This is a genomic window from Caballeronia sp. LZ032, assembly GCF_031451315.1.
Lineage (GTDB): Bacteria > Pseudomonadota > Gammaproteobacteria > Burkholderiales > Burkholderiaceae > Caballeronia.
Window position 1 is genome coordinate 759658 of the sequence record NZ_JARUXP010000004.1, and the last position, 26978, is coordinate 786635.

Below are 26978 nucleotides of genomic sequence, written 5' to 3' on the forward strand. Positions count from 1 at the left end.
GAAGCAGTCACGTACCGACTGGCCGCTTGAAAGCGGGCCACTTCGAAAAAGAGACGGCCGAACAATCGAGTGAACTCTGCGATTGAACTCGGCCGTCTCCCAAACCATGCCGCTGCAATTCCGCTTCAGTGAATAAAGTCAGCCGATAAGAAACGGCGTACGGTCTTCAGCGGATGCCAGCCATGCCGGTGCACGGCCGCGACCGCTCCATGTGGCGCCGCTTTGCGGGTCACGGTAAAGAGCAGGCTGCGGACCGCGCGGTTGCCCCTTGCCATTGGCTTTGCCTTTCGTCTTCGTGGGCGCGCGCTTTTTGCCCTTGCTTGCGCCCGAGGCCGCGCCTGCTACCGCGAACTTGCTGCGGTCCCGCGCCTTGGCAATCCATGCGGGCGCGCGGCCTCGTCCGCTCCACGTGGCACCCGTCTTCGGGTCTTGATAAGCCACGACAGAGGCTTTGCGTGATGAAGCGGCACGTCCTGACTTCTTGCGTGAACCCGCGAATTTCTCGATGTCCGAAATTGTCAGATTATGGCGCGTCATCAGATCATGAATCTTTTGCAGCGCGCTTTCCGATTGCGTGGCAAGTAGCGATTCGGCTTTCGCCTGCAGTGCCTCGATACGTGCCTGAATGTTCTCGAGCGTTGGCATGGACTTTCCTCTATCGATTTGTATTTTCGAACTATGCCATGCGCATGCGTCATACGCTAGAGGCAATAGACTTCGATCGCATGAAAAGAATCATTTAAAGATATAAGAAGCGGACTTGTTAAAGCTTTTGGCAGGCCAACTCGCTGCATCTTTTTTTGCATTCCGTACTTCGCGGCTATCCGGTCCTGGAGGGGTCGAAGGTGCATGAAGCAAAGATAAGAAGCGACAAGGCGCGAGTCGCCGGCTTTCAACGAGCAAGCGCGTGCTTGACGAAAGCTTGGCAGATCAGGGCTTACCGCATGCGGGACTGACGCCTCGAAAGTTATCGAAACCAGGTGCCGGCGCCGTGCTGCCAGGATCTTGCCATGGCTGACCGGACAGACCGCGCTTTGTTTCTCTTTGCGGAATTCAGAAACAATCCAGACCCGATTACGCTTGCACGACTATTCGCGAGCCACGCCCCGCCCGTGCCGCTACGCTACATCCGGAGCATCCCGAATACCTCACAATTCATTACGCATCGTTACGGTGTTTAACACCTGAGGAAGCAGACTACGGGAAGAACACAAAGCAAATGCGGTAATCATTTAATTGGCAAGGCAAGGCACAGCGCGGCCAATGAATCAAAGTGCAGTGCATCCGCGTGGCACGCGATGGAAATTGCGGTCGAAATAAATCAGGCTATCGCCGTCGCCACGCGCGCGTATCGCCGTCGTTTCGACGAACATCACCGAATGGGAGCCCACTTCCTTGGCTTCCACGATCGTGCCTTGCAGGCTCGCAAGCGCATCGCGCAATACGGGGACACCGTGCGCGCCTTCATCCCATACCGGCAGCGAGAAGCGCTCTTCCATCGTAAGTCTTGTGAGGCCGGCAAAGTGCCGGGCCATTTCCTCGAAGTGACCGGGCAATACATTCACGCACACGTGCCGGTTTCCCGCAAAGGCCGCGTGCATCGAACTCGACCGGTTGATGCAGACCAGCAGCGTGGGCGGGGCATCGGTGACCGAACACACCGCGCTGGCCGTGATGCCGCAGCGTCCATGTGCGCCTGCTGTCGTGATGACGTTCACGGCCGCGCCGAGATGCGCCATGGCCTGGCGGAATTGCTTGCGGACCGGGTCGATTTCATTGCTTGCTGCTCGGCCGGGCTGAGCGGACATGACGCCTCTCCTGTTCGTTTCGTCTTGCCTGTGTGTATAGCAAGCGGCATCCGGGGCGTCCGCGCTGAGCCGCACACATGCGCATGGAGATCCGCGCTTGCTACGATCACGGCATGAAACTCGATCTCTTTGGCATCGACGGTTGCAAGGCGGGATGGTTCGTCGTCCGGCAGCACGCGGGCACCGGCGACATCTCGACCCATGTGATCGATCGCCTCGACCTTCTCATCGACTGGGAACGCGAGCATGCGATCGTCGCCATGGATATTCCGGTCGGTCTGTCGGCCGACGGCGTGCGCGCCTGCGACCGACATGCGCGCCGCCTGCTCGGACGTCCGCGTGCAAGCTCGGTATTTGCACCGCCGACGCGCGCGGCGCTAGCAGCGTGTACTTACGAAGATGCCTGCGCGATCAACCTCGCCGAATGCGGCAAGCGCATTTCCATTCAGGCCTTTCATATCGGCAAGAAGATCAGTGAAGTCGATGCGCTCCTGCTTCGCCATGCCGCCGCGCGCTCGCGCCTCTTTGAAGTTCACCCCGAGTTGAGCTTCATGCACCTGTCGATGCAGCATGGCGGCCCCGAGCACGGCTTGCGCGAAAGCAAGGCGCACGCGGCGGGATTCGCGCAGCGTCATGCCTTGCTGGTCAAATGCTTCGGCAGCGCCGTCGATGCCGCGCTGGCCGCGAGGCGTCCCGCGCAGGCATCGCGGGACGACGTGCTCGACGCCTTCGCGGTCTTGTGGAGCGCGCGCCGTATCGCGGCGGGACAGGCGCTGTGCTTGCCCGAACCGCCTGACACGGATGCATCCGGCATCCCGATGGCGATCTACTGCTGACCCGTGCTTCTCCGATAGCTCGCCACGTGCAATGCCTTCACACGCTCGGCGAAGGCTTCGACGGGACCATCGACGGTGATGTCATCGATCACATCCTGGATCGCCAGGGGACGCACGCGGCCGGGCGTCGCACCGAGTTCCGCGCGCCAGCGCGTGAACTGCTCCGCCGACGCCGCATAGACGATGCGCGCCAGCCCAACCCACGCGTGCGCCGCCGAACACATCGGGCAATGTTCGCCGGAGGTGTACACCACCGCGCCGCGCCGCTGCGCTTCCGGCAGGTTCTCCGCAGCCCAGCGGGCAATGGCGAACTCGGGATGACGCGTGTGATCGCCGCCGCTCACACGATTGCGGTCCTCGAACAGCACGCGGCCATCGGCTGCCACGAGCATCGAGCCGAACGGTTCGTCGCCGGCATCGAGCGCTTCCTGCGCGAGGTCGATGCAGCGAAGCAAATGGCGCTTGTCGGTATCGTCGATCATGCGAAGTTCTCCCTGAATTAAAGCGTGCAAGCTTAGCGAAACGCGCGCATATGGGCGGTCATGAGTTGCAGCATCTTGTTGGACGCCACTGAAAGCCTTCTGCCGGTACGCGTGACGAGATGCGCTTCGGCATCGGCGAGAATGGGGTGAGGAATGTCGATGGCGAACAGTTCGCCCGCTTCCATCTCGCTCGTCACGGCAAAGGCGGGCAACACGGTAATGCCCAGTCCCGACTTCACGAACTGCTTGAGAATGGCAATGGAGTTCGTCGTCACCACTGGATCGAGCCGAAGCTTCTCCGCATATTCGATGGCCTGCAACATCTGCCGCGTGCCGTAGGACGCATGCGTGACGGCCAGCGGAAATTGCGCGAGCTCCTGCACGCTCAGCGACTTGCGATCGCGCCGTGGAAAACGGGCGCCGACGATCGCCATCATCGGCTGGCGCTTGATCGCGCGCGACACCAGCTTCGGTTCCTGCGGCGGATTGTAGACGAGCCCGATCTCGCCCTCGTCCTCGGAGATCTTGCGGATCACGTCATTGGTGCCGCCGAGATCGAGATTCACGTTGATGCCGGGATGCTGCTTGCAAAAGCGCGGCATCGGCCCTGACAGCAGGTCCGAGACGAAGCCCTCGCCGAGCACGATGTTCACATGCCCCGTGCGTAGCCCGCGCAATTCCTGCAGCCGCGAGAGCAAATCGTCGCGATGCGCGAGTTGTTCCCGGAAATATTCGATCACGCACTGGCCGGCCTCGGTCGGCTTCACGCCGCGTGCATGGCGTTCGACCAGCGCGGCGTCCAGCTCCTTTTCCAGCAGGCCGATCTGGCGACTCACTGCCGATGGCGCCACGTTGAGATAGTCGGCGGCCGCGCGGACCGTGCCGCAGCGGACTGACTCGAAGAAATAGACGATGCGGCTGTCGGTGAGATTGTCGGTCATGGCATCCAGGGCTTCAGCGAGATTGCGCGGCACGTGCCGTTCTAAAAATTAGAACACATGCAATATTGGCGCTGATTGGTTATACGGCTTGCCGGGCGGATCATGGCATCCATGCACAACGCGCGGAGCGGCGGGCAGAGGGCTGCCTCGCCAGGCGCCGCGCATCGGAAGGGGATTTCGCGGATGAAGACGGTAGGTGTGATCGGACTCGGCAACATGGGGCGCGGCATGGCGCGCTCGGCGGCGCGCGGCGGGTATCGCGTGCTCGGTTTCGATGCGGCGCCCGGCGTGGCCGCGGCACTCGCCGAAGATGGCGTGGAGGCGCGCGACTCGATCGCGGCCATCGCGGGTGAGGCCGACGTGCTGATTCTCTCGCTGCCGACCTCCGCGGTCGTCGAGGAGGTCGTGCTCGGGAAGGGCGGCGTGGCGTCGGGCGGCAAGGGCGGCCTGATCGTCGTGGATACGACCACCGCCGATCCCGACAGCACCCGCAAGGTGGCGGCGGCGCTCGCGGAATGCCGGATCGGTTTCGTCGATGCGCCCGTCAGCGGCGGCCCGAAAGGCGCCGCGACCGCAACGATGACCATGGTGCTCGGCGGCTCGGACGCGGACGTCGCGGCCGTCGAGCCGATCCTCGCCGTCATCAGCGCGAAGCGCGTGCATGTCGGCCCGGTGGGCGCGGGGCACGTGACCAAGATCATCAACAACATGCTGACGGGCGTGCATCTGCTCGCCGCCAGCGAAGCCGTGCGTGCGGCAAAGGGCGCGGGCGTCGACCCGGAGAAACTCGTGGAGGCGCTCAACGGAGGCTCGGGACGCAACAGCGCGACGCTCACCAACTATCCCACCTGGATCTTCAACGACAAGTTCGATTCCGGCTTCACGATGAAGCTCATGCGCAAGGACGTGCGCCTCGCCATGGCGCTGCTCGACAACGTTCATGAGGACGCGCCCATCGCGAAGGAAGCAGGGCGGCTGTGGGCGGCCAGCGAGGCGAGCATTGGCGACGCCGAGGATTTCAACCGCATCGTGCAGTTCATCGAATCGAAGTAAGGGGACTTGACGGACATGGAACACAACGCAGCAGAACAACTTCTCGCGGCCTTCGCGCATTTCTTCCCGAATGCGAAGACCATCGGCTCCTATGTGGACGGCGAACTGATCGAAGGCGCGGGCGAGCTCATCCAGCTTCACGACGCGGCCACCGGCAAGCCGAGCCTCGCTTATCGCGATGGCGGCGCGGCCGTGGTCGAACAGGCCGCCACGGCCGCCGCGCGTGCGCACAAGCAATGGTGGGCGCTCACGCACGCCGCGCGCGGCCGGGTGATGTTCGAGATCGCGCGCGAGGTCAGGAAGGAAGCCGAGGCGATCGCGCGGCTCGAATCGCTGGGCTCGGGCAAGCCGATCCGCGATTGCCGCGGCGAAGTGGCGAAGGTCGCCGAGATGTTCGAGTACTACGGCGGCTGGGCCGACAAGTTCTATGGCGACGTCATCCCGGTACCGACCTCGCATCTCAACTACACGCGTCGCGAGCCGGCCGGTACGGTGCTGCAGATCACGCCCTGGAATGCGCCGGTGTTCACCTGCGGCTGGCAGGTTGCGCCCGCCATTTCGATGGGCAATGCGGTGCTGCTGAAGCCTTCCGAACTGACGCCGTTCACCTCGCTCGTAACGGGCCTGCTGGCCGAGCGCGGCGGCGCGCCGAAGGGGCTCATCAACGTGCTCGCGGGGCTCGGTCACACGGTGGCGCAGGCAGCGATCGCCCACAAGGTGGTGAAGAAGGTAGTGTTCGTCGGTTCGCCGGCGACGGGCGCGCGCATCGCGGAAGCCGCGGCGAAGCGAGTGCTGCCGTGCGTGCTGGAGCTGGGCGGCAAATCGGCCAACATCATTTTCGCGGACGCCGATCTCAAGCGCGCCGCGCTGACCGCACAGGCCGCGATTTTTGCGGGCGCGGGGCAGAGCTGCGTGGCGGGCTCGCGGCTGCTGGTGCAGCGCTCGGTCTATGACGAGTTCGTCGCGATGGTCGCGGCGGGCGCGAAGAAGATCAAGGTCGGCGCGCCGCTCGACGACGCCACCGAAGTCGGCCCCATCAACAACCTCAAGCAGTACGAGCACGTGATGTCGATGATCGGCAAGGGCGTCAGCGCGGGCGCGACGCTCGCGGCGGGCACGGTCGAACGCTCTGATGCGGGCTACTTCGTTCCGCCGACGGTGCTGGCCGGCGTGACGAACGACATGGAAGTCGCGCGCATGGAGATCTTCGGACCCGTGGTCGCGGCCATTCCGTTCGATACGGAAGAGGAAGCCGTCGCGATCGCCAACGACACCGAATTCGGCCTTGCGGGCGCAGTGTGGACCACCGATGTGGGGCGCGCGCATCGCGTGGCGGGACAGGTCGATGCCGGCACCTTCTGGGTCAACGGCTACAAGACCATCAACGTGGCGTCGCCGTTTGGCGGTTACGGGCTCTCGGGGTATGGTCGCTCGAGCGGCGTCGAAGCGCTCTACGAATACACGCAGACCAAGAGCGTATGGGTGGAAACCGCAAAAGAACCGGCCACGACCTTCGGCTATCTGTGACCTTGCAGCCCGTGCCGTGCAGACGGCACGGGCCAATATGAACGAACGACGCACACGGGAGAAGCGCATGCAAAGCACAATGAGCGCGGACAGCGCACAAGGCAGTGGCCTGAGAACCGCGAAGCTGTTTTTCTATGCGGCAGTGATTCTGCTGATCGCCGAGTTCATTGGTTCGTTCACGTTCAAGATCGGTCCGGGCAAGGTCATCCTGCTGCCGATGATCTGGGCGCTGCTCCTCGGCGCTGCGCTCGGACTCGTCTCCGAACGCTGGAACAGCGAGGCGCGTCTCGACGTGCGCAGCCAGTTCTACGCGGCAGCGATTCTGCAGCCCGCGCTGTTGTTGTTCGTCGCGAAGCTCGGTCTCATGGTGGGCAGTGCGTTGCCCAAGCTCGCGGCGGCCGGCTGGGCACTGGCGTTCCAGGAACTCGGGCACTTCGTCGGCACAATCCTGCTGGGCCTGCCGCTCGCGCTGCTGCTCGGCATCAAGCGCGAGGCAATCGGCGCGACATTCTCCGTGGGACGGGAACCGAGTCTGGCGATCATCGGCGAGAAATACGGCATGGACTCTGCCGAAGGGCGCGGCGTGCTCGCCGAATATCTGACGGGCACCGTGTTCGGCGCGGTGTTCATCGCGATCTTCGCGGGCTTCGTCGCAAGCTTGCATATCTTTCATCCGCTCGCGCTCGCCATGGGATCGGGCGTCGGGTCGGGCAGCATGATGGCGGCCGCCTCCGGCGCGATCGCCGCGCAACAGGACCCGGAAACGGCCAAGTCGGTGCTGACCTTCGCGGCAGCCAGCAATCTGATCACGACGACCATCGGCACCTATTTCACGCTCTTCATCTCGCTGCCGATGGCGGTTTTTGGCTACCGCGTGCTCGAACCGCTGATTGGTCGCAAGACCCGGGCCTCCGACGCGAGCGAGGCCGTCACGGCGGCGCCGCGACTGGGCGACGTGAAGACCGCCGCGCCCGAACTCGGTTACGGCGGCAAGCTGCTCGCGTGGGGCGTGACCGCGGCGATGGCGCTCGTCGCCGACTGGATCACGCACGGCACGACACCGCTGCAAGCCTTGCCGGGCATGGCGATCATGGTGCTGGCGACGATCGTCGGCGACGCCGTCGCGCAGGCCACGGGCCGCAAGATTCCGGCGGTGTGCTGGGTGTCGATCGTCGCGATGTTCCTGACCTCGCCGTGGTGCCCCTGGGGCGCGCAGATCGCGACGCTCAGCGCGCAGAACGATTTCCTCGGCGTGACCACGCCCATGCTGACCTTCGCGGGCCTGTCGATTGCCAAGGACATTCCGGCGTTCAGAAGGCTTGGCTGGCGCATCGTGCTGGTGTCGTTCGTGGCGAATGCGGGAACGTTTCTCGGCGCGGCGCTCGTGGCCCAACTCTTTCATATCTGAGCAGGAAGCCGGGACAGCAACGGATACGGCAGCGGGCAGGGCGGTATAAAATTGAGACGTCTCTTACCGCGCCTCAAAGCGCCTGCTGCCATGGAAACTCACTCGGGCAAGGAAAGCTCCAGCAAGATCTCGCACCGCATGCTCAACGTGCTCACGGCGCTCGTCGGCCTGGCCACGCTTGCGCTCGGCGTGGCGTGGCTGATCTACACGTGGATCGTCCATCTCGAAGTCCCGTACTTCGCCATTCCGCTGGTGCTCACCGTGCCGGTCATCGTCGCGGTCGCGTTCCGGAATTGCTGGGAGTAAAGAGCGCTGGATCTCGCGTGTACGGTAAGTGCCTGGCGCGAGTGCCAACGAAAAAAAAGCACCACCGCGATGAAGATCGCGGCGGTGCTTTTTTTCGGGAATGTCGTTGGTAGGCTCGATTGGATTCGAACCAACGACCCCCACCATGTCAAGGTGGTGCTCTAACCAACTGAGCTACGAGCCTACAGAAGGCGCGAATTATAGAGGAAGCTTTCGCGTTGTGGGAAGAGCCGCGCAAAAATATTTTCCAGAAACGCGCGGCAGGGCTGCGGAACGGAACGCTTGAGCCGTTCGTTGATCGAGGGCGCCTTCAACGCGGCGGTTCGATCTTCCAGCCCATTATTGCCTCACGCAATATCGGTATTAAATCCATTGCATTGTCAGCATGTCTGCACGGCCGTATCTTCGTCTCCATTCAAGGAGACATTCATGAAGATTGCATTTCTCGGAGCCGGCGCCCTGGGCTGCGCGATCGGCTCGGCGCTGACGGAAGGCGGCCACGAGACCTGGCTGGTGGACCGGTTTGCGGCGCACGTCGAGGCCATGTCGCGCGACGGCCTGCAAGTGGATGACGAGCGCGGCACGCGTCGCGTCAAGGTGCGCGCCACGATGGATCCGGCGGAAGTCGGCCCGGTCGATGTCGTGATCGTGCTGGTCAAGTCCTTTCACACCGACGCCGCGATGCGCGGCGCGCTCGACCTCGTGGGGCCGGAAACGGTCGTGCTGTCCTTGCAGAACGGCCTGGGTCACGAAGACGTGCTGAGCGGGATTGTCGGCCGTGAGCGCGTGCTTGCCGGCAAGACCTATGTCGGCGGCGTGTTGCGGGCGCCAGGGCATATCCAGTCGGGCGTGACCGGGAAGCTCACGATCATCGGCGAACTGGATGGCCGGATCACGAGCCGCGCACAGGCAATCGCGGAAGCATTCAACAGCGCGGGCCTGACGACCACGGTCAGCGACAACATTCTCGGCACGATGTGGGACAAGCTGCTGATCAACGTGGCGACCGGCGCGATCACGGGCATTACACGTCTCACGTACGGGCAGCTCTACGACGAGCCCGTGCTGAAGGCGACTTCCATCGCCGCCATCGAGGAAGCGATGGCCGCCGCCAAGACCGCCGGCGTCAGGCTGTCCATCGAGCAAGCCGAAGATGCCTGGAACATGGCCGCTGAAGGACTCTCGCCGGAATTCAAGACCTCGATGCTGCAAAGCCTCGAAAAGTCCTCGGTCACCGAAATCGACTTCATCAATGGCGCGGTAGTGCGTTGGGGCGAACGCCTCGGCGTGCCGACGCCGGTGAACTCGACGCTCGTTGCCTGCATCAAGGGCATCGAGCGCGCGATGACGGATGGTCAGAAACAAGGAGCCTTGGCATGAGCGTTCCGAAAGCATATCTGGAGCACGTTGCCATCTGGGTGAAGGACATTCACTGGCATATCCGCTTCTTCGAGGACGTCCTCGGCATGACGATGCGCGAGGTCGATGGCACGCGCGAAGAACCACGTCAGTACTGGACCCTGGGCGGTTTGCAATTCATCCACGAGCCGCGCTTCGAAGGACCTGAAGGCCGTCTCGGTCATCTCGGCGTGATGTGCGAAGACCTGGAGGCGGCGCTTGCCGCCGCACAGGCGTTCGGCGTCACTGAAATGCCGCAAGGACGCAACTGGCTGCGTCTGCCCGACGGACTCGCCGTCGAACTCATTCAGGCGAAACCTGCTGCGTGCGTCGCTCAGGCGCTGGCAATCAATCCCCGCGTGGAGGCGTGAGCATGAGCATCATCGAAAAGTACTGGGACGACGCGCAGGAAGGCGACGAATGCGCGAGCCCGACCTACACCGTCACCAAGGCACGCATCCTGGCCTATGCCGACCTCACGGGCGATCACACGCCGGTGCATGTGGACGAGGACTACGCCAACGCGAGCCATTTCGGTTCGATCGTGGCGCACGGCCTGTTCGGATTGTCGATTGCCGATGGCCTCAAGACGCAAAGCGACTATCGCTTCCTGCCCGGCATGTCGCTCGGCTGGACCTGGGACTTCCTGCTGCCGATCAAGGTCAACGACGTGCTGCACGTGAAGTTCCGCGTCGGCTCCATGCGGGCGAGCAAGAGCAAGCCGGAGTGGGGCATCGTGGTCCTGCCGTCCGAGCTCATCAATCAGAACGGCGATGTCGTTCAACGCGGCGAACATCGCCTGATGATTCCGCGTCGTCCGGGAGCCAACTGATGCAAGCCCGTCCTCTCGAAGGTATTCGCGTCGTCGATTACAGCCATTTTCTTGCGGGTCCGTATGTGGGCCGCTGTCTCGCGGCACTCGGTGCGGAAGTCATCAAGGTCGAACGTCCGGGCAGCGGTGATGCGGGACGCCAGCACGCCACCATTCTCGACGACCAGCAAAGCGCCTACTTCCTGCAGCTGAACATGGGCAAGCGCGGCGTGAGCGTCAACATGAAGGATCCGCGCGGCAAGGCGTTCATGGAGCGTCTCTGTGATTCGGCGGATGTGTTCATCGAGAACTATCGGCCCGGCGCGCTGGACAAGCTTGGCCTGGGTTATGCCGCGTTGTCCGGGCGTAACCCAGGACTCGTCTATTGCTCGATCTCGGCATACGGACACACCGGACCGGACGCGCATCGTGCGGGCTTTGGACTGATTGCGGAAGCGAAGAGCGGCATCATGCAGATGATCGGCAATCCGGGCGAGCCGCCGCCGCTCATGCGCATCTCGCTCGGCGACATGTACACCGGCATTCACGCGGTGGCCGCGATCAACGCCGCGCTGCTGGGCCGCGTGAAGAGCGGGCGCGGTCAGCATATCGACATGGCGTTGTATGACACGCTGTTCTCCATGCATGAATACGCGGTCCAGTGCTACACCATGCAGGGCGTGGTGCCGGAGCAGACCGGCCACGACATGCCGACTTCCACGCTGTACGGCGTGTTCCGCGCGGCCGATGGCGATCTCGTCATTGCCGCCCAGGTCGACGATTCATGGAAGCGCTTCGCGGCGATCGTCGAGCAGCACGGCGGTCCCGCGGGCTTTGCGTCCGATAGCCGGTTTCACAGCCTGAACGGGCGCAACGCGAACCGTGAAGCGGTGCTTGCGGTCGTGAAGCAGTGGGTGGCCGCGCGTTCGGTCGCGGAGGTTCTGGCGCTGCTCGACAGCGTGGACGTGCCCTGCGCGAAGGTGCAGCGCATCGATGAAGTCGTCGCCGATCCGCAGATCGTCGCGCGCGGCATGGTGATCGAGCAGGAGCATCCGCGCCTGGGCAAGCTGCGTCTGCCGAACCTGCCTTTCCGCTTTTCCGACTGCGATACCTCCATTCGCGAAGTCGGCCCCGATCTCGGGCAACACAATGCGGAAGTCGCGCAATCGCTGGGCTTCAGCGCCGCCGAGATCGACGCGATGCAGACCGACGGCGTGCTGTTTTCGAAAGGACCCGCGTCATGAGTGACTCCTACGCGGTCATCGGCAATCCGATCGGGCACACGAAGTCTCCGCTGATCCACGGGCTCTTCGCGCAGGAGACCGGGCAGGACCTGACTTACGTTGTGATCGAGGGTCCGCTCGAACCGGCGCAGGCTTTCGCCGGGACCGTCAGGAACTTCATTGCAGCCGGTGGCAAGGGCATGAACGTCACCGCGCCCTTCAAGCTGCAAGCGTTCGCCATGGCCGATGAACGCAGCGAACGGGCGACACTCGCCGGCGCGGTCAACGCGATGAAGTTTCACCACGGGCGCGTCATCGGCGAGAACTTCGACGGCGTCGGGCTCGTGCGTGACATCGAAGTCAATCTGCATCAGCCGATGGCAGGCAAGCGCGTACTGCTGCTCGGCGCAGGCGGCGCGGTGCGCGGCGCGTTGCTGCCATTCATGGCGGCGCGGCCGGCGCAGCTCGTTATCGCCAACCGACATTTGGACAAGGCAACGTCACTCGTCGAACAGCTTGCGTCAGGCGATTCGTTGACAGCATGCGGCTATGCGGAACTGGAGTCGATGGGCCCTTTCGATCTTGTCGTCAATGCCACATCCGCAAGCCTGACCGGGCAGTTGCCGCCTGTTCCTCAGAGCGTCTTCAGCCCCCACGGCACGGCCTATGAACTCGCCTACGGCAAAGGCCTCACGCCTTTCCTGCGGCTCGCGCGCGATGCGGGCGTGCAAGGCATCGCGGATGGCGTCGGCATGCTGGTCGAGCAGGCGGCCGAAGCCTTCACGTGGTGGCGAGGCGTTCGCCCGGAGACGCGCGCGGTCATCGACCGGCTGACCGTTCCGTTGAACTGACGCGTGCGAGGAAACTTCGAATGCAACCTGGAACGTATTGCTATTGCCGCTATGAAGTGGCAGGGCCGTTGCTGACGCTGACCCTCGACCGGCCCGAGGTCCTCAACTCGCTGCATCCCGATGCTCACCGCGAACTGGCCGATGCCTTCGACCGCTACGCCGCGGATCCCGCCTTGCGCGTGGCGATCGTGACTGGCGCGGGCGAGCGGGCGTTTTGTGTCGGCACGGATCTGAAAGCGCTCGATGCAACGGGAGACCACACGAAGCCGTCGACGGGATTCGCGGGCATCACGCATCGCTTCGACTTGTGGAAGCCGCTGATTGCCGCCGTAAACGGCCTGTGCCTCGGCGGCGGCATGGAGATTCTCGCGGCATGCGATATCGCGGTCGCGTCCGATCATGCGCAATTCGGCTTGCCGGAACCACGCGTCGGTCTGGCGGCGCTGGGCGGCGGCTTGCTGCAGCGCTTGCCGAGACAGATCGGCATGAAGGACGCCATGGCGCTGGTGCTGACCGGCAAACGCATTTCCGCCGATGAGGCGAGACGCGTCGGGCTGATCAACGAGGTCGTGCCCGCAGCGCAGTTGATGGCCCGGACGCGGGCGCTTGCCGACGACATTCTCGCGTGCGCGCCGCTCGCCATCCAGGCATCGAAGCAGGTCATGTTGATGAGCCTCGCGCAGGCCAGCCTTGCCTCGACCATGCACGAGGACTATCCGCTCGCGCAGCGCATGCTCGCCAGCGACGACGCTCGCGAAGGCCCGAAGGCGTTCGCGGACAAACGCCCGCCGCACTGGACCGGGCACTGAAGCTTTCATCGAACCGCTCGGAGAAGCGGGCCGATACCACTTTCCAGGAGATGCACTTGACACCGCAAGAACACGCAATCAACGGCGACCGCGCCGTTCCCATGGAGCACGCCGACGAAAAGCAGATGGCGAACCGCGCGGCACTCAGCAGCATCGCCGGGTCCGCGCTGGAATGGCTGGATTTTGCGGCTTACGGGGCCATTGCCGCCACCGTGTTGCCGCAACTGTTCTTCTCGAAGACCGATCCGACGACCGCATCCCTCGCAGCCTTCGCGACCTTCTCCGTGGGCTTCATCGCGCGTCCGCTCGGAGGGCTGACCTGCGGCTACTTTGGCGATCGAGTCGGCCGCAGGAACATGCTGGTCTTCACGTTTCTGCTGATGGGCATTTGCTCCTTCCTGATCGGCATACTGCCCACTTATGCATCCATTGGCGTGCTCGCGCCGGTTGCGCTGGTCACGCTGCGCTTCATGCAGGGCTTCGCACTCGGCGGCGAGGTCACGGGCAGCCAGTTGCTCACGATGGAACATGCACCGACGGACCGGCGCGGTTTCTACAGTTCCTTCATCGCCATGGGATCGCCGCTCGCACAGGTGCTGGCCAATGCCGTGCTGTTCGGCGTTGCCGCGCTCGTCACGAATGACCAGTTCCTGCAATTCGGCTGGCGCATTCCGTTCCTGTTCAGCTTCCTGCTGGTGGCCATCGGCTTGTTCATCCGGATGCGCATCTCCGAGACGCCCGCGTTCGAAGCGGAGATGAAGAGGAAGCGCACGGGACACTCGCAACCGGCGGGCGGATTTGCAAAGCACGGAGCAACGATCCTGCGCCTCACGTTTGTCTGGGCCGCCGTCTCCATTGCCTACTTCATCGCGACCGTGTTCATCCTTTCGTATGCCACGACGGAGCTCGGTGTATCGAAGCAGACGGCCTTCGCCATTCTGATCGTCGCGCATCTTTGCTCGATGTTCGCGATGGGTCTCGGCGGCGTCTTGTGCGATCGTCTCGGACGCCGTCGCGCCATGCTGGTCGGATCGCGTTCGATGCTGGCCGCCTTCATCGTTTTCTTCCCGCTGATACTGAGCGGACACATCGTCCTGATGGGCGTCGCCATCGTGTTTCTTTTGTGCGCGGCGCAGTTTCATGCCGGCGTACAGCCCGCCTATTTCGCCGAGGCCTTCCCGACCGAGTTCCGCTATCGCGGTTCGGCCGTGGCCTATAACCTTGCCGTGGTCATCGGCAGCAGTGCGCCGTTTGCCGCGACCTTGATCCAGGCCGAGACCGGCGGCGCAACCTGGCCCATCGTTGCGGTGGGCATCGTGTTCAACCTGATTTCCATGTGGGCGATTCACGCGGGCCCGGAAGGCTGGCAGAAGCGCAGCTGATCCGACTCGAAGATATCAACATCAAGCTGGATGAAACGATGAAAACCTTTCTCATGCTGCATGGCATCAACCACAACATGTTCGGCAAGCGGGATCCCGTTCAATACGGAACGGCGACGCTCGAGGATATCGATGCTCAACTGCACCGGCTCGGCCGGGAGCTGGGCGTTGCGGTCGAAAGTTATCAGACGAACAGCGAAGGGGACATGTGCCAACGCATCCATCAGGCTTTCGTCGATCACGTCGATGGCGTGCTCATCAACGCCGGCGCGTGGACGCATTACAGCTACGGCATCCGGGATGCGCTTGCCATCCTGACCGTGCCCGTGATCGAGATTCACATGTCGAATATCCACGCGCGCGAAGCATTCAGGCACAAGTCGGTTTTCGCCGAAGTGGTGAAGGGGCAGATTTGCGGCTTCGGTATCGAAAGCTATTCGCTTGGGCTTCGCGCGGCCGTGTCGGCGGCTTGCTGACACGGCCGGTCCTCACCGTCAGGCCTTCACGCGTATCACGCGTCGGTCCAGGCACGGCGAAGACACGCCGTGCTGTCCCGCATCGATGCGACCGGATCACCTTCGATGCCGCACTCGCTGCTGAGCAGCCCGTCATAGCCGGCCGCCTTGAGGTGGCCGAAGAACGTCGGATAGTCGTATGATCCCGTTCCCGGATTGAGTCGCCCCGTATCGGCGAGGTGAATATGCGCCAGCGACGGCCCATGTTCGCAAACCCCGCCCGAGCGGTTCCGCCTCTTCGTCCATGTGACAGAAATCCGCGAGCGCACGAACTTCCGGTCGATTCAGCACGTTCACAAGCCGGGCGGCGCCGGCGACGCTGTTGACGAGCGTCGACTCCTTCCGGTTGAGCGGCTCGATGACGAGCGCCGTGCCGCAGCCTCGTAACCCATCGGCGCAGCAGTCCAGCGCGCGCAGGAAATCGTCCTCGGCATGTTCGAGCCCATCTGGAAGCGGCAGCCGCGTGCCTGAACCGATACAGACTTCAGAAGGCAGGGAAGGGCTCGGGCCTGCAACCCATCGGAACAACGACGGCGTCTATGCCGGCGTGATCGAACCAGGGGTTGTAGATCATTGGCGCCTTGAAGCTATGCGTTGGAAATTCGATGTAGGCGATGATGGCTGTATTGCCGGTGATCATGCGTGCCTCCGGGCGCTGCTGAAGCGTAAGGAATCAAATGGGGAGAGGATAGGGAACGCGTGGGCTCACGATAAGAGTTTGAACCCGCACGCGCAATGCAATGGTTACAATGAGAGCATTGCGACAGGCAATACCGTGATGAGCCTTTCCGAACTCCCTGACCTGAAACTGCTGCAATTGTTCGACCTGCTGTATGACGTGCGAAGCGTCACACGGGCGGCGGAACAACTCGGCCAGAGCCAGCCCACGGTGAGCATCTGGCTGGGGCGTCTGCGTGAGCATTTGCAGGATCCGCTGTTCGTCCGCACGCCAGGCGGCATGACGCCGACGCCTCAGGCGGATGCATTGATCGGACCGTGCAGGGAAATCCTGGAGTCGCTGCGCCGCTTTGCCGCCTGGGAAATCTCCTTCGATCCCGCCACGGCCAAGCGGCGCTTCCGGATCTGCATGACCGACGCCAGTCACATCACGCTTCTTCCGCGTCTGCTGGCGCATGTTCGGGCCCAGGCTCCCGATATTCGGCTGGAAGCGGCAAGGATCGACGGGAATACGGAACGGGCGCTCGAATCCGGTGAAGCCGATCTTGCGATAGGGCATGTTCCATGGCTTGGAGCCGGCATGTACCAGCAGCAGTTGTACATGCAGGATTGGGTATGCCTCGCCAATCCGCACCATCCTCGCGTGCGCGCCAGGCTGACGCTCAAGCAATATTGCAACGAAGGGCACGTGATCATCGCGGCCGGCACGGGCGCGCAATTGCTGGAACAAGCGTTGTTACGCGAGGCTATCGAGCGCGATGTCGTGCTGGAACTGCCAGGCATGCTCGGACTGGGATCGATCATCAAGTCGACGGATCTTATCGCTACGTTGCCGCGAAATATCGGCGAGACACTCGCGAGAGTGAATGACATCGCGGTTCATGCGTGTCCCTTTCCGGTGGACAAGTTCGCGGTGCGACAACATTGGCACGCGAAATATCATCATGAGGCGGGCAATCGGTGGCTTCGCTCGGTCGTGGCCGAACTGTTCCTGAGCAGAAGCTAGCCGCCGTCCGGTGGGTTGAAAAAATTCCCGCTGCACCCCGACATGAACGCACAGGCGTGGTGGAGGTCGCGCTCGATTCGACGATGGAAGGCATCGTCATGATGCTGGGCGCCGGCGCGCTGTATTGCATGCTCGCGGTTCTCGGCATGGGGTCACTCAGATCCAGGTCGCAGGGGACCAATGAGTCACGCTTCAATTCTGGCTCGACGAACCGGAGGGCGACTGATCTGTGTGCGCATCCAGGCTGGATCACCCTCGGCCCGACAAGGCTTCGCTCTCTGACGCCATAAAACGCCTACCGATGGTCAGGACACTTGCTTCTCGCGCGAAGCCGCGTTGGAAGTGTCATGCGCGGGCAATGCCATCCACGCCCTGATGGTTGGACAAGCAATTTTTTCTGTGCAGTTCTCGTCAATCGCCAGAGGAATCGACAGGAAAGGCCTATCCAATTCGTATGAATGCTTTGTCAACCCGAAATCGCAAAACTGCTGTATTGGTAGAGCCGAGCAGCATTTAGATCAGCTCTCAAAGGGGGAACGACGTGGACAGTGTTCTGGAACCGGTCATTCACGTGGTCGAGGACGACATTTCCTTTCGTCGAGCGCTTACACGCATGTTGTCGTGCTCGGGCTACGTGGTCAGAAATTATGGCTCCGCGGGTGAATTCCTGGTGAGCGCCTCCGATTCGAAAGCGGGATGCATCCTGCTTGACCTCGAACTCGGTGGGCCCGACGGGCTTGAAGTCCAACAGGCCATCCTGCGTCAACATCATGCATTGCCGATCGTCTTCATGAGTGCATACAGCGATGTGCCGCGCACCGTTCGGGCGATGAAATCCGGCGCGATTGACTTTCTCCTCAAGCCATTCGATCGGCAAACGCTGCTGGACGCCATTCAAACTGCGCTTGGTACACACGGGACAGTCCCGGCGCAAGCAGCGAGCGTCGATAAGCCCGCGCTCCTGGATCGCGAGCAGTCTGTCCTCAACGGCATCTTGAAGGGCAAGCGGAACAAGGAAATTGCTGCAGAGCTGAAGTTGTCAGAGCGGACAATCAAGTCCTCTCGAGCAAGCCTGATGCGACAGTTCGGCGCGACGTCCTTGGTCGAGCTCGTCCGTCGCGCCGAGGGCGCTTGATGGCCGGCGGTTGCAGGGTGAACTCAGCGATGTCGCCGCTTTGCAGATCACCGAAATGAACCTGCAGCCTGAGCAGGCTCTGATGAAGGCGCGCTTACACCCAGTGGGCGTCTGTGCCCATGTGGTGCAGGTGCGCCCCGCCTGCACCATTCGACGACGCATTTCCATGCGCAAGACATCGTCACGTTGCGTTCCGAACCTCGTCGTCTGGCTTTCCTTGACCGTCTGCGCGCTGGCGCCGATTGCCGCTCCCGGTGCCGAGCCCGCGCGCGTCGTCTTGCTGACCGGCACCGATCCGATCCAGCCTGCGGCACTCGTGCAGATCCGGGCGATCCGATCCGTGCTGGAAGCGTCTTCTCCGCGGGGCGCCGAAGTGTTCCTCGATGCCATCGATGGATTTCGCTTTGGCGCGGAGAACATCGCACCCGAATTTCTTGCGCTTTTGCAAAAGAAATACCGGGCTCAGCGCATCGATCTCGTCATCGTTCTGGGAAAACCCGCGGCAGATTTCGCGTTAGCCAACCATGCCCGCATATGGCCAGGCGTACCCGTTTTGCTGTCGAGTGTTCCCCAAGAGTGGTTCACGGGTCGACTCCTTCCGACAGATTTTGCCTATCTGCCTTTTCGCATCGACGCCGCACAGACCCTCGCCGTGGCGGAGCGACTCCAGCCCGATGCGCATCGACTCATCGTGGTGGGCGGAGTGACGGAGGTCGATACCAGCATGGTCGACAGAGTGGTCAAGGCGGCCGCGACACGTCCACACTGGACCGACGTAGCCGCCTGGATCGGGCTGCCGCCAAGCGAGTTGCAAGCCCGTCTTTCCGCGCTCGATCGCCACACCGCCGTCGTCTACACGACCACGTACCGCGACCGTCTTGGGCATCGCTACTTTCCGGTACAACTTGTTGCGCCCATGGCTCACGCATCGCGCGCACCCATCTACGCCTGGTATTCGACGTACGTCAATGCCGGAATCACGGCGGGTGCGATGTACGATCTCGAGGAAAACGGCCGCCTGACGGGTGATGCGGCACGCGCGATTCTGCATAACGGAGGGAATTTGAGCGGGCTCTTGTTCCAGCCATTGCTGGCGAGATGCACCGCGGATGTCAGCCAGATCGAACGCTACGGGCTGTCAACGTCCGCGTTGCCGCCCGATTGTATTCTGGTGAATGCGCCCCGCTCGATGTTTCGCGAGTATCGTGCGGCCATCCTGAGCCTGTCGAGTGTTCTGGTGATCCAGGCGATCACGATCCTCGCGTTGCTCGCGCAACGTCGCAGCCGACGTCTCGCTGAAGCGGACGCAACTGCGCGGCGCGGTGAACTCGCTCGCGCCGCGCGATTCGCGACCGTGGGCGAGCTGAGTGCATCCATTGCACACGAAGTCGGGCAACCCTTGAGCGCTATTCTGAGTAACGCTGAGGCGGCAGAGTTGCTGGTCGGGGCGGCTCACCTGGATCACAATGAGCTCCAGGAGATCCTGTCCGATATGAAGCGTGATGCGCTGCGTGCCAATGAAGTGGTTCAACGGTTACGCATGCTCTTGCAAAAGCAGACTGTGTCGTTCCATACGATCACCTTGGACGAGGTCATCGAGAGTACCTTGTCTTTGATCAAACCCGAGGCAACGCGCCGAGGAATCGTCCTCGACGTCGATCTGAAGGCGTTCGGTGGCGAGGTCCTGGCCGATGAAGTCCAGCTTCAACAGGTCCTTCTGAACCTGAGTCTGAACGGCATGGATGCCATGGCCGACACGGAGTCCGCACACCGAATCTTGTCCATCAGCACGGTCCTCCTTCCTGAGGGAGTGGAGTTCACCGTGACCGATCGAGGTTCTGGATTCGGTCACGTCTTGAGCGACACGCTTTTCGAGCCGTTCTATACCACCAAGCCGCATGGGATGGGGCTTGGACTATCGATTGTGCGATCCATCGTCGAAGCGCATCAGGGACGCGTGTCAGCGGCACCGGGAGGGCGGGGTGGCTCGGTCTTCTCCATCTGGCTTCCTCGCATAACCCCGGTGCGGCCACGCTTTGCCTCCACGGCATCGTCCGGGAGCAGGACATTGCAGATTCGTCCAGTCATGACGAGCGGGACCGCTGATGGCAGCCGAAAATCATCGTCTTGAGATTGCCGCGACCGAGCGCACGAAGTACAGCCGCTACAGATAGCGAATGACGAGTGCGACCAGCGCATTCATCAAGGTTGAATGACAAGAGCGAGATTGTCGCCGACGGAGCCTTGGCGAACTCCTTCCTGATTCTGGCGAACGCCGAATTTATCGAGCTCATTGTCTCCCGAGATTTCTGGTTGGCCCGGCCCGTCACGGCATGGATGAGGAGTGCTCGGACTACGTTTGAACAACGACTCCCATCGTGAACAAGCGGCTTCGCCTGATGCTTGAGCCTCGTCGGTCCCGCCCAATGCCGGCGCGGCGTGCATTGCCCCAAGGGGCAATGATTTTTGCCCCGAACCCCAATGGTCACGTTCCTTGGTCTGCACAACAATGTGCAGCACACGACCGTGTCCGACGCATGGATGAGACCTTACCGCTTATCGTGATCATTGAGGACGACGCTGGACTTCGGCGCGCGATCGAACGGTTGCTGAGGCTGTCCAAAAGCTTCGATCCGAAGCCGTTCGAGTGTGCGGACAATGCAGACGTTCGACGGCATGCAATGGCCGCGAAATGCCTCATCCTTGACATACAACTGCCGCGACTGTCCGGACCTTCGTTCTATCTGGCGCTTGCGGAACCACGACCGCCCGTGATTTTCATCACGGCTTTTGACGGACCCGCCACGCAGCGGGAGCTCTCTGCAGTCGGGCAATACGCGTTGATCATCAAGCCGTTTCTAGGACAGGACCTGCTGGCGGCGCTCAATACGGCTATGCGCCAGCGGCCGTGACATTGAATATCGACTAGCCATCGAATGATCGCTGGGGGATCTTTCATGCGATTTTCCACAAGACTCACGAGTCTCGCCAAGCCGGTCGTGCGAGCCCCATTCGTTCTCGCCACGGCAGGCCTTCTCGGCCTTGCGGTCAATGCGCAGGCGCAGTCCGATACCCAACAGTCGTCCCGTCCGAACATCGTCTTGATTGTTGGCGACGATGTGGGATGGGGTGATCTGGGGGTATATGGCGGCGGGGAAGGGCGTGGAATTCCCACGCCCAACCTCGACAGAATGGCTGATGAAGGCATCACCTTTTTCGACTTCTACGGACAGCCGAGCTGCACGCCGGGCCGTGCAGCCCTTCAGACGGGGCGCAACCCCAACCGCAGCGGCATGACCACTGTCGCGTTCCAGGGACAGGGCGGCGGCTTGCCGCATGCGGAGTGGACGCTTGCTTCAGTGCTGAAGCTCGCTCACTACAATACGTATTTCACCGGCAAGTGGCATTTGGGCGAAGCCGATTACGCGCTCCCCAACGCACAAGGCTATGACGACATGAAGTACGTGGGGCTTTACCACCTCAACGCGTACACCTACGCGGATCCGAAGTGGTTCCCTGAAATGGACCAGCCTACCCGCGACATGTTTACCAAGGTGACAACCGGGATGCTGTCAGCCAAGGCCGGAGAGAAGGCGCACGAAGATTTCAAGCTCAACGGCCAATATCAGAATGAACCTGACAAACGGATCGTCGGCATCCCGTTTGTGGATCGGTACATCGAGAAGGCCGCGCTCGACGATATCGACGAGGCCGCTCAAAAGGGGCAGCCGTTCTTCATCAACGTGAATTTCATGAAGGTCCACCAGCCCAACCTTCCGGACCCGGACTATATCGGCAAATCCCTCTCGAAATCCAAGTATGCGGATTCGCTCGTCGAACTCGATGCGCGAGTCGGCCACATCCTGGACAAACTCCGCGAGAAGGGGCTGGACAAGAACACGCTCGTTTTCTTCACCACCGACAACGGTGCGTGGCAGGACGTTTATCCCGATGCGGGCTACACGCCGTTCCGCGGGACGAAGGGCACGGATCGTGAAGGCGGGACTCGCGTGCCCGCTATTGCCTGGTGGCCGGGCAAGATCAAGCCGCACTCGCGAAATTACGACATCCTGGGAGGCCTCGATTGCATGGCGACCTTCGCCGCCATTGCGGGCGTCGAGCTACCGAAAAACGATCGCGATGGCAAGCCGATCATCTTCGATAGCTATGACATGTCGCCCGTCCTGTTCGGCACGGGAAAGAGCAAGCGTAATGCATGGTTTTACTTTACCGAGAACGAGTTGACGCCGGGAGCCGTGCGCGTCGGCCAATTCAAGGCGGTGTTCAACCTCCGCGGCGATGCGGGTGTGAAGACCGGTGGCCTCGCGGTCGATTCGAATCTTGGATGGAAGGGACCCGAGAGTTACGTGGCGACCGTTCCACAGGTTTTCGATCTGTATCAGGATCCGCAGGAGCGCTACGACATCTTCATGAACAACTACACGGAGCATACCTGGACGCTTCCCGCGCTGAGTGGCGCGGTGAAGGAAGAAATGCAGACGTACGTGAAGTTTCCGCCGAGGAAGGCTCAGAGCGAGGCATACTCGGGTCCGATCACGTTGAGCGCGTATGAACGTTTCAAGTATGTTCGTGATGAATTGCAGAAGAATGGCTTCGAAATTCCGCTCCCGACGGGAAACTGATTGACAGATCGTGTGCGCTGGCCGACAGGCGTCGGCCAGCCGTGCGAACGTGCTTGATCTCTGCGGAGGTGTCGGAAAATGCGTCTCGTCAACCACTCAATGCCGCCAAGTAGCGTGTCACGCGGCCTGTTGCGCTTCGTGGTTGCCCTGTGCGTGACGCTGACATCGTGTGCCAGTCAAGACCCTGCAACGCAGCCCGCAGCCGGTTTCGACCAACCAGTCGCAAGCGCGGATGCATCCGCAGGCCCACTGCCTTCCTGGCGCAACGGTGCTGCACGCTCGGCCATTCTGGATTTCGTATCTGATGTCACTCGTGAAGGGAGCGCGACCTATGTTGCGCCCGAAGCGCGCATCGCTGTATTCGACAATGACGGCACTCTGTGGAGCGAGCAACCGGCGCCGTTTCAGCTGTTGTTCATGATCGATCAGTTGAAAGCGGCAGCGCCTCAGCACCCGGAATGGCAGCGCAGCCCCGCTTACAAGGCTTTGATGACGCACGATTCAAGCGCGCTCGGACAAAACAAACGTGCATTGCTCCAGTTGCTCTCCGTCGCCAACAGCGGCATGAGCACGGACGACTACGATCGCGCGATTCGCCAGTGGCTGGCACAGGCACGACATCCCACGCTGAATCGGCCCTACACCGCGCTCGTCTATCAACCGCAGCTCGAACTGCTTCAATTGCTCAAGGCAAACGGCTTTACCGTGTGGATCGTATCGGGCGGCACGGCTGACTTCATGCGGGTGTGGGTGACTCAGGCCTACGGCATTCCGCCAGAGCACGTCGTTGGTACGCAGGAAAAGCTCAGCTATGTCGTACGCGACGGCAAGCCGGTGTTGATGCGTGAGCCCGGTTTCGATTTCATCGACGACGGGCCAGGAAAGCCCGTCGGGATTTTTCGCGCGATCGGTCGTCGTCCGATTCTGGCGGTCGGAAACTCCGACGGTGACCGCGAAATGCTGGAATACACGGCCGGCGGGCCCGGTAAAACGCTCGCGCTGCTCATTCATCATGACGACGCCGAGCGCGAGTTCGCCTACGACCGCGCATCGCCTACTGCCAGGCTAGACACCGCTTGGGACGAGGCCATGACACGCGGGTGGGTTGTCGTCAGCATGAAGCAGGACTGGCAGATGGTTTACCCCGCGCCGAAGCCCTGATTCGTCTTGCAGAGAGTTCATATGCCCCCCATCGACCACAGCACATCGGAGTATCCGATAAAGTTTGTTGCCAAGCGTCCCGCAGGGGAGCCCGTCGCGCCGCGGCAGAAGGGCCGCTTCCACGCGATGGCCAAGCCGATCGGATCCACCTGCAATATCGATTGCAGCTACTGCTATTACCTGTACAAGGAACATCTGCTTCAGCAGCATCGGGGCCGTCGCATGGAATCCTCGATGCTCGAGCGCTACATTCGCCAGTACATCGAGGCCCAGAATGGCGATGAGGTTATTTTCTCCTGGCAAGGCGGTGAGCCGACCATGCTTGGTCTCGATTTTTTTCGCAACATAGTGGCGCTGCAGACTAAATACCTTCCGCAAGGGCGAAGCATCTCGAACGACCTTCAGACCAACGGAACACTGCTTGACGACGACTGGTGCCGGTTCCTCAAGCAACATGATTTCCTGGTGGGCATCAGCATCGATGGACCGAGAGAGCTTCATGACGCGTTTCGTCGGGACAGAAAGGGGCAGCCGACGTTCGACAAGGTCATGCGTGGAATATCACTCCTGAAGGCTCACGGTATCAGCTTCAACACGCTCACTGTCGTCAACCGCGTGAACGCCAGGCGGCCACTGGATGTTTATCGGTTTCTGCGCAAGGAGGTCGGGTCGACATACATCCAGTTGATTCCCTGCGTCGAGCCGAAGGAATTTCACACGGTAGCGCCGCAACACTGGGCCGACGACACGATGCCGATCATCGGGAGTAATGCCGCGCGTCCCGGACACAGCGATTCGGTCGTCACCGACTGGTCGGTCGATCCCGACGACTGGGGCTACTTTTTGTCGCGAACATTCGATGAGTGGAGCAAGAAGGACGTCGGATGCGTGCTCGTCAACATCTTCGAAACCGCTGTCGTGCAGACGGCGGGACGGCCAGCACAGACCTGCGTATCAGCTGAGTTTTGCGGCAAAGCGCTGGCCATCGAGCATGATGGTGAAGTCTATTCTTGCGATCATTACGTTTATCCCGAGTGGTCCCTTGGAAACATTGCGCGCACACACTTGGGGGAAATGGCATTTTCTTCCCAGCAGCAACGATTCGGCTTTGCGAAACGGGATTCGCTGCCCGCCTTCTGCCGACAGTGCAAGCATCTGAAACTGTGCTGGGGAGAGTGTCCGAAGAACCGCTTCGTGCGGAGCCCGGACGGCGAACCGGGCTTGAATTATCTGTGCTCAGGATTACGTCGTTTTTACGATCATGCTGGCCCGGTGCTCAGGAAACTCGCAATGCAAATGGCTTAGGATCGGGCCGTGGGCGCGTTCGTCGATCACCCGGAGGTTCTCTTCCTCATCTTGCTCGTGCTGCGGGTCGCAGCGGTGGCCTTTGGCGCTTATTGCCTCAAGGCGCATGGTCCCATTGCCAGACGCCGAACGTGAGGACTTCAATGTCGTTCAAACCGCCATGCCAACCTTTAATTTTACATAACACAAATTAGAGGAAGATTTGATGTGTCACGGCTTTTTAGATGGAATGGTCGCCTCCCGCCATCACGGTCATCCGTCGCCGCAGCTCCGTTGACCGGGGCGTGCGACATTGCTGGTTCGGCATGTCCGCCGCAAAGGAGAATCAGATGGAATCCTTGACTGTCGCCATCGATCTGGCCAAGCGCGTCTTCCAGATTCACTACGTCGATCCTGAGACCGGCGCAATTCACAGCAAGGCGCTCAAACGTGCACAGCTCGTACCGTTCTTTGCGAATCGACCGGCATGCCGAGTTGTCATGGAAGCTTGCGGCAGCGCTCATCATTGGGCCAGAACTCTGGCACGACTCGGCCACGACGTGCGGCTGATAGCGGCCCAATTCGTGCGGCCGTTTGTGAAGTCGAACAAAAACGACGCGGCTGATGCTGCAGCAATCTGGGAGGCCGCCCAGCGCCCTGGCATGCGGTTCGTCGCAGTCAAGACCGAAGATCAACAGGCCATGCTCGCGCTGCACCGGATCCGTCAGCAACTAGTGCGAATTCGCGTCATGCAGATCAATCAGCTTCGTGGATTGCTCTACGAATTCGGCGTCGTACTGCCGCAAGGCCGTCGCCCATCGATTGAGGCGGCGAAAGCGGCCCTGACGTCAATTGATGACCAGTTCCCCGTCATGCTGACGGACAGTCTGCAAGATCAACTCTCGCGACTTCGTACGCTCGACGAGCAGATCGAACTGCTCGAACGTCGCATTCAGGAATGGCGACGCAACGACGAAGCTTGTCGCCGCATCTCCGAGATTCCTGGCGTTGGCGTTCTTACCGCGACCGCTGCGGTTTCGGTGATCGGACAGGCGAAGTCGTTCCGCTCCGGGCGCGAGTTCGCGGCCTATCTTGGTCTGGTGCCCCGACAGAATAGCTCCGGAGGCCAGACCAAGCTTGGAGGTATCAGCAAACGCGGTGACGTCTATTTGCGAACACTGCTGATTCATGGTGCTCGATCGGTGATCTCAAGCTCAACGCACTTGCCGGAACGATTGCGCCTGCTGTTGACCCGGCGTCCAACGAACGTCGTTGCTGTCGCTCTCGCCAACAAGATGGCCCGTACGATCTGGGCGCTGCTTGCGTACGGACGAACATATCAAGCCTCGCCAACACCGTAAGCAAGCTACGCAACTTAAAAACCTATCCACGGTTGCACAGGTAAATTGAACGATGGCAAGACAGGTTGGACCGCGCAAAGGCAAGCCTGAGACATTACTCGGACCTCGAGTCCGCTTTTTAGATTAGGACCTTTGCGGCGAAATCCATCGGGGCCGGCGGGCACGCCCGCGATCGAGTCCGGATATAAGTCCGCAACCACCCTTCTCGTCACGCGCAATTGCCTTGCAAAAGGGAGGCGACCATATAAGTAATGTCGGATCTGGGCTCATTAGAAATGTCCGGTTTTGCCCTGTAAGGCGCACGCTGACGATGGCGCGTCTTCCAGGGGCTCACCATGAACGAGCGTGGTTTCATCACGG

26 protein-coding genes, 1 tRNA gene and 2 pseudogenes are annotated in these 26978 nt (G+C 61.6%); 21 read left to right on the top strand and 8 right to left on the bottom strand.

Annotation, left to right across the window (positions count from 1 at the left end):
- Window positions 1-138: 138 nt before the first annotated feature.
- Together QCE69_RS31260 and hpaC are read right to left on the bottom strand one after the other, a co-directional pair.
- Window positions 139-645, bottom strand: coding sequence for an H-NS family nucleoid-associated regulatory protein (locus QCE69_RS31260; protein WP_309934790.1), 507 nt, complete (start codon window positions 643-645; stop codon window positions 139-141).
- 623 nt (window positions 646-1268) lie between these two features.
- Window positions 1269-1808 carry a 4-hydroxyphenylacetate 3-monooxygenase, reductase component gene (hpaC, locus tag QCE69_RS31265; RefSeq protein ID WP_309934791.1) on the bottom strand — a complete coding sequence of 180 codons (540 nt, stop codon included), beginning with the start codon at window positions 1806-1808 and terminating at the stop codon, window positions 1269-1271.
- A 113-nt stretch (window positions 1809-1921) separates the two neighbouring features.
- On the opposite strand from hpaC, the gene QCE69_RS31270 reads away from it, so the two are divergent.
- Window positions 1922-2644: a DUF429 domain-containing protein gene (locus tag QCE69_RS31270; RefSeq protein WP_309934793.1), complete on the top strand. Its 723-nt coding sequence runs from the start codon at window positions 1922-1924 to the stop codon at window positions 2642-2644.
- Here the strand turns inward: QCE69_RS31270 and QCE69_RS31275 are convergent.
- Together QCE69_RS31275 and QCE69_RS31280 are read right to left on the bottom strand one after the other, a co-directional pair.
- Window positions 2635-3126: a nucleoside deaminase gene (locus QCE69_RS31275; protein ID WP_309934795.1), complete on the bottom strand. Its 492-nt coding sequence runs from the start codon at window positions 3124-3126 to the stop codon at window positions 2635-2637. The genes QCE69_RS31270 and QCE69_RS31275 overlap by 10 nt on opposite strands.
- A gap of 32 nt (window positions 3127-3158) precedes the next feature.
- Complete coding sequence (locus QCE69_RS31280) at window positions 3159-4067, bottom strand: LysR family transcriptional regulator (RefSeq protein WP_309926321.1); 909 nt, start codon at window positions 4065-4067, stop codon at window positions 3159-3161.
- 75 nt (window positions 4068-4142) lie between these two features.
- On the opposite strand from QCE69_RS31280, the gene QCE69_RS31285 reads away from it, so the two are divergent.
- The 4 genes from QCE69_RS31285 to QCE69_RS31300 all read left to right on the top strand — a co-directional run bounded on the left by QCE69_RS31285 (window position 4143) and on the right by QCE69_RS31300 (window position 8361).
- Entirely contained in the window at window positions 4143-5120 is a 978-nt protein-coding gene (locus tag QCE69_RS31285) for an NAD(P)-dependent oxidoreductase (RefSeq protein ID WP_309934796.1), read from the top strand.
- 15 nt (window positions 5121-5135) lie between these two features.
- Complete coding sequence (locus QCE69_RS31290) at window positions 5136-6647, top strand: aldehyde dehydrogenase family protein (protein WP_309934798.1); 1512 nt, start codon at window positions 5136-5138, stop codon at window positions 6645-6647.
- 67 nt (window positions 6648-6714) lie between these two features.
- Window positions 6715-8055: a DUF3100 domain-containing protein gene (locus QCE69_RS31295; RefSeq protein ID WP_309934799.1), complete on the top strand. Its 1341-nt coding sequence runs from the start codon at window positions 6715-6717 to the stop codon at window positions 8053-8055.
- 90 nt (window positions 8056-8145) lie between these two features.
- On the top strand, window positions 8146-8361 hold the full coding sequence (locus tag QCE69_RS31300) for a hypothetical protein (RefSeq protein ID WP_309926327.1): 216 nt from the start codon (window positions 8146-8148) through the stop codon (window positions 8359-8361).
- A 107-nt stretch (window positions 8362-8468) separates the two neighbouring features.
- Here the strand turns inward: QCE69_RS31300 and QCE69_RS31305 are convergent.
- Window positions 8469-8545: transfer RNA gene (locus QCE69_RS31305), tRNA-Val, on the bottom strand.
- 245 nt (window positions 8546-8790) lie between these two features.
- Here QCE69_RS31305 and QCE69_RS31310 point away from each other — a divergent pair.
- The 8 genes from QCE69_RS31310 to aroQ are packed head-to-tail and all read left to right on the top strand — an operon-like array spanning window position 8791 to window position 15311.
- Window positions 8791-9741, top strand: a complete 951-nt coding sequence (locus QCE69_RS31310) for a ketopantoate reductase family protein (protein WP_309934801.1) — start codon at window positions 8791-8793, stop codon at window positions 9739-9741.
- Window positions 9738-10130: a VOC family protein gene (locus QCE69_RS31315; RefSeq protein ID WP_309934802.1), complete on the top strand. Its 393-nt coding sequence runs from the start codon at window positions 9738-9740 to the stop codon at window positions 10128-10130. The genes QCE69_RS31310 and QCE69_RS31315 overlap by 4 nt, the downstream gene beginning before the upstream one ends.
- A gap of 2 nt (window positions 10131-10132) precedes the next feature.
- Entirely contained in the window at window positions 10133-10591 is a 459-nt protein-coding gene (locus QCE69_RS31320; RefSeq protein ID WP_309934804.1) for a MaoC family dehydratase, read from the top strand.
- Window positions 10591-11814, top strand: coding sequence for a CoA transferase (locus QCE69_RS31325; RefSeq protein WP_309934805.1), 1224 nt, complete (start codon window positions 10591-10593; stop codon window positions 11812-11814). Before QCE69_RS31320 ends, QCE69_RS31325 begins: the two co-directional genes overlap by 1 nt.
- Window positions 11811-12644 carry a shikimate dehydrogenase gene (gene aroE / locus QCE69_RS31330; protein ID WP_309934806.1) on the top strand — a complete coding sequence of 278 codons (834 nt, stop codon included), beginning with the start codon at window positions 11811-11813 and terminating at the stop codon, window positions 12642-12644. Before QCE69_RS31325 ends, aroE begins: the two co-directional genes overlap by 4 nt.
- 20 nt (window positions 12645-12664) lie before the next feature.
- Window positions 12665-13453 (top strand): enoyl-CoA hydratase-related protein, encoded by a 789-nt coding sequence (locus QCE69_RS31335; RefSeq protein ID WP_309934807.1) that lies wholly within the window; start codon window positions 12665-12667, stop codon window positions 13451-13453.
- A gap of 56 nt (window positions 13454-13509) precedes the next feature.
- Complete coding sequence (locus tag QCE69_RS31340) at window positions 13510-14835, top strand: MFS transporter (protein ID WP_309934809.1); 1326 nt, start codon at window positions 13510-13512, stop codon at window positions 14833-14835.
- 38 nt (window positions 14836-14873) lie between these two features.
- Complete coding sequence (gene aroQ / locus QCE69_RS31345) at window positions 14874-15311, top strand: type II 3-dehydroquinate dehydratase (protein WP_309926342.1); 438 nt, start codon at window positions 14874-14876, stop codon at window positions 15309-15311.
- Window positions 15312-15346: 35 nt separating this feature from the next.
- Here aroQ and QCE69_RS31350 read toward each other — a convergent pair whose 3' ends face one another.
- From QCE69_RS31350 to QCE69_RS31355, 3 genes and pseudogenes are all read right to left on the bottom strand, one after another.
- Window positions 15347-15619 carry a TIM barrel protein gene (locus QCE69_RS31350; RefSeq protein ID WP_309934811.1) on the bottom strand — a complete coding sequence of 91 codons (273 nt, stop codon included), beginning with the start codon at window positions 15617-15619 and terminating at the stop codon, window positions 15347-15349.
- Between the two features lie 25 nt (window positions 15620-15644).
- Window positions 15645-15878, bottom strand: a pseudogene (locus tag QCE69_RS39615) (hypothetical protein); the annotation flags it as partial.
- Window positions 15838-15990, bottom strand: a pseudogene (locus QCE69_RS31355) (shikimate dehydrogenase); the annotation flags it as partial. The pseudogenes QCE69_RS39615 and QCE69_RS31355, both read right to left, overlap by 41 nt.
- Before the next feature lie 138 nt (window positions 15991-16128).
- Here QCE69_RS31355 and QCE69_RS31360 point away from each other — a divergent pair.
- The 8 genes from QCE69_RS31360 to QCE69_RS31395 all read left to right on the top strand — a co-directional run bounded on the left by QCE69_RS31360 (window position 16129) and on the right by QCE69_RS31395 (window position 26618).
- Window positions 16129-17034: a LysR family transcriptional regulator gene (locus QCE69_RS31360; protein WP_309927512.1), complete on the top strand. Its 906-nt coding sequence runs from the start codon at window positions 16129-16131 to the stop codon at window positions 17032-17034.
- A gap of 541 nt (window positions 17035-17575) precedes the next feature.
- Window positions 17576-18169: a response regulator gene (locus QCE69_RS31365; RefSeq protein WP_309926349.1), complete on the top strand. Its 594-nt coding sequence runs from the start codon at window positions 17576-17578 to the stop codon at window positions 18167-18169.
- A gap of 10 nt (window positions 18170-18179) precedes the next feature.
- Window positions 18180-20300 (top strand): ATP-binding protein, encoded by a 2121-nt coding sequence (locus QCE69_RS31370; protein WP_309934812.1) that lies wholly within the window; start codon window positions 18180-18182, stop codon window positions 20298-20300.
- 406 nt (window positions 20301-20706) lie between these two features.
- Window positions 20707-21081, top strand: coding sequence for a response regulator (locus tag QCE69_RS31375; protein ID WP_309934814.1), 375 nt, complete (start codon window positions 20707-20709; stop codon window positions 21079-21081).
- 45 nt (window positions 21082-21126) lie between these two features.
- On the top strand, window positions 21127-22812 hold the full coding sequence (locus QCE69_RS31380; RefSeq protein WP_309934816.1) for an arylsulfatase: 1686 nt from the start codon (window positions 21127-21129) through the stop codon (window positions 22810-22812).
- Between the two features lie 78 nt (window positions 22813-22890).
- Window positions 22891-23973, top strand: a complete 1083-nt coding sequence (locus QCE69_RS31385; protein ID WP_309934817.1) for an HAD family hydrolase — start codon at window positions 22891-22893, stop codon at window positions 23971-23973.
- A gap of 21 nt (window positions 23974-23994) precedes the next feature.
- Entirely contained in the window at window positions 23995-25278 is a 1284-nt protein-coding gene (locus QCE69_RS31390) for an anaerobic sulfatase maturase (RefSeq protein ID WP_309934819.1), read from the top strand.
- A gap of 329 nt (window positions 25279-25607) precedes the next feature.
- Entirely contained in the window at window positions 25608-26618 is a 1011-nt protein-coding gene (locus QCE69_RS31395) for an IS110 family transposase (protein ID WP_309927973.1), read from the top strand.
- The last annotated feature ends 360 nt before the right edge of the window (window positions 26619-26978 follow it).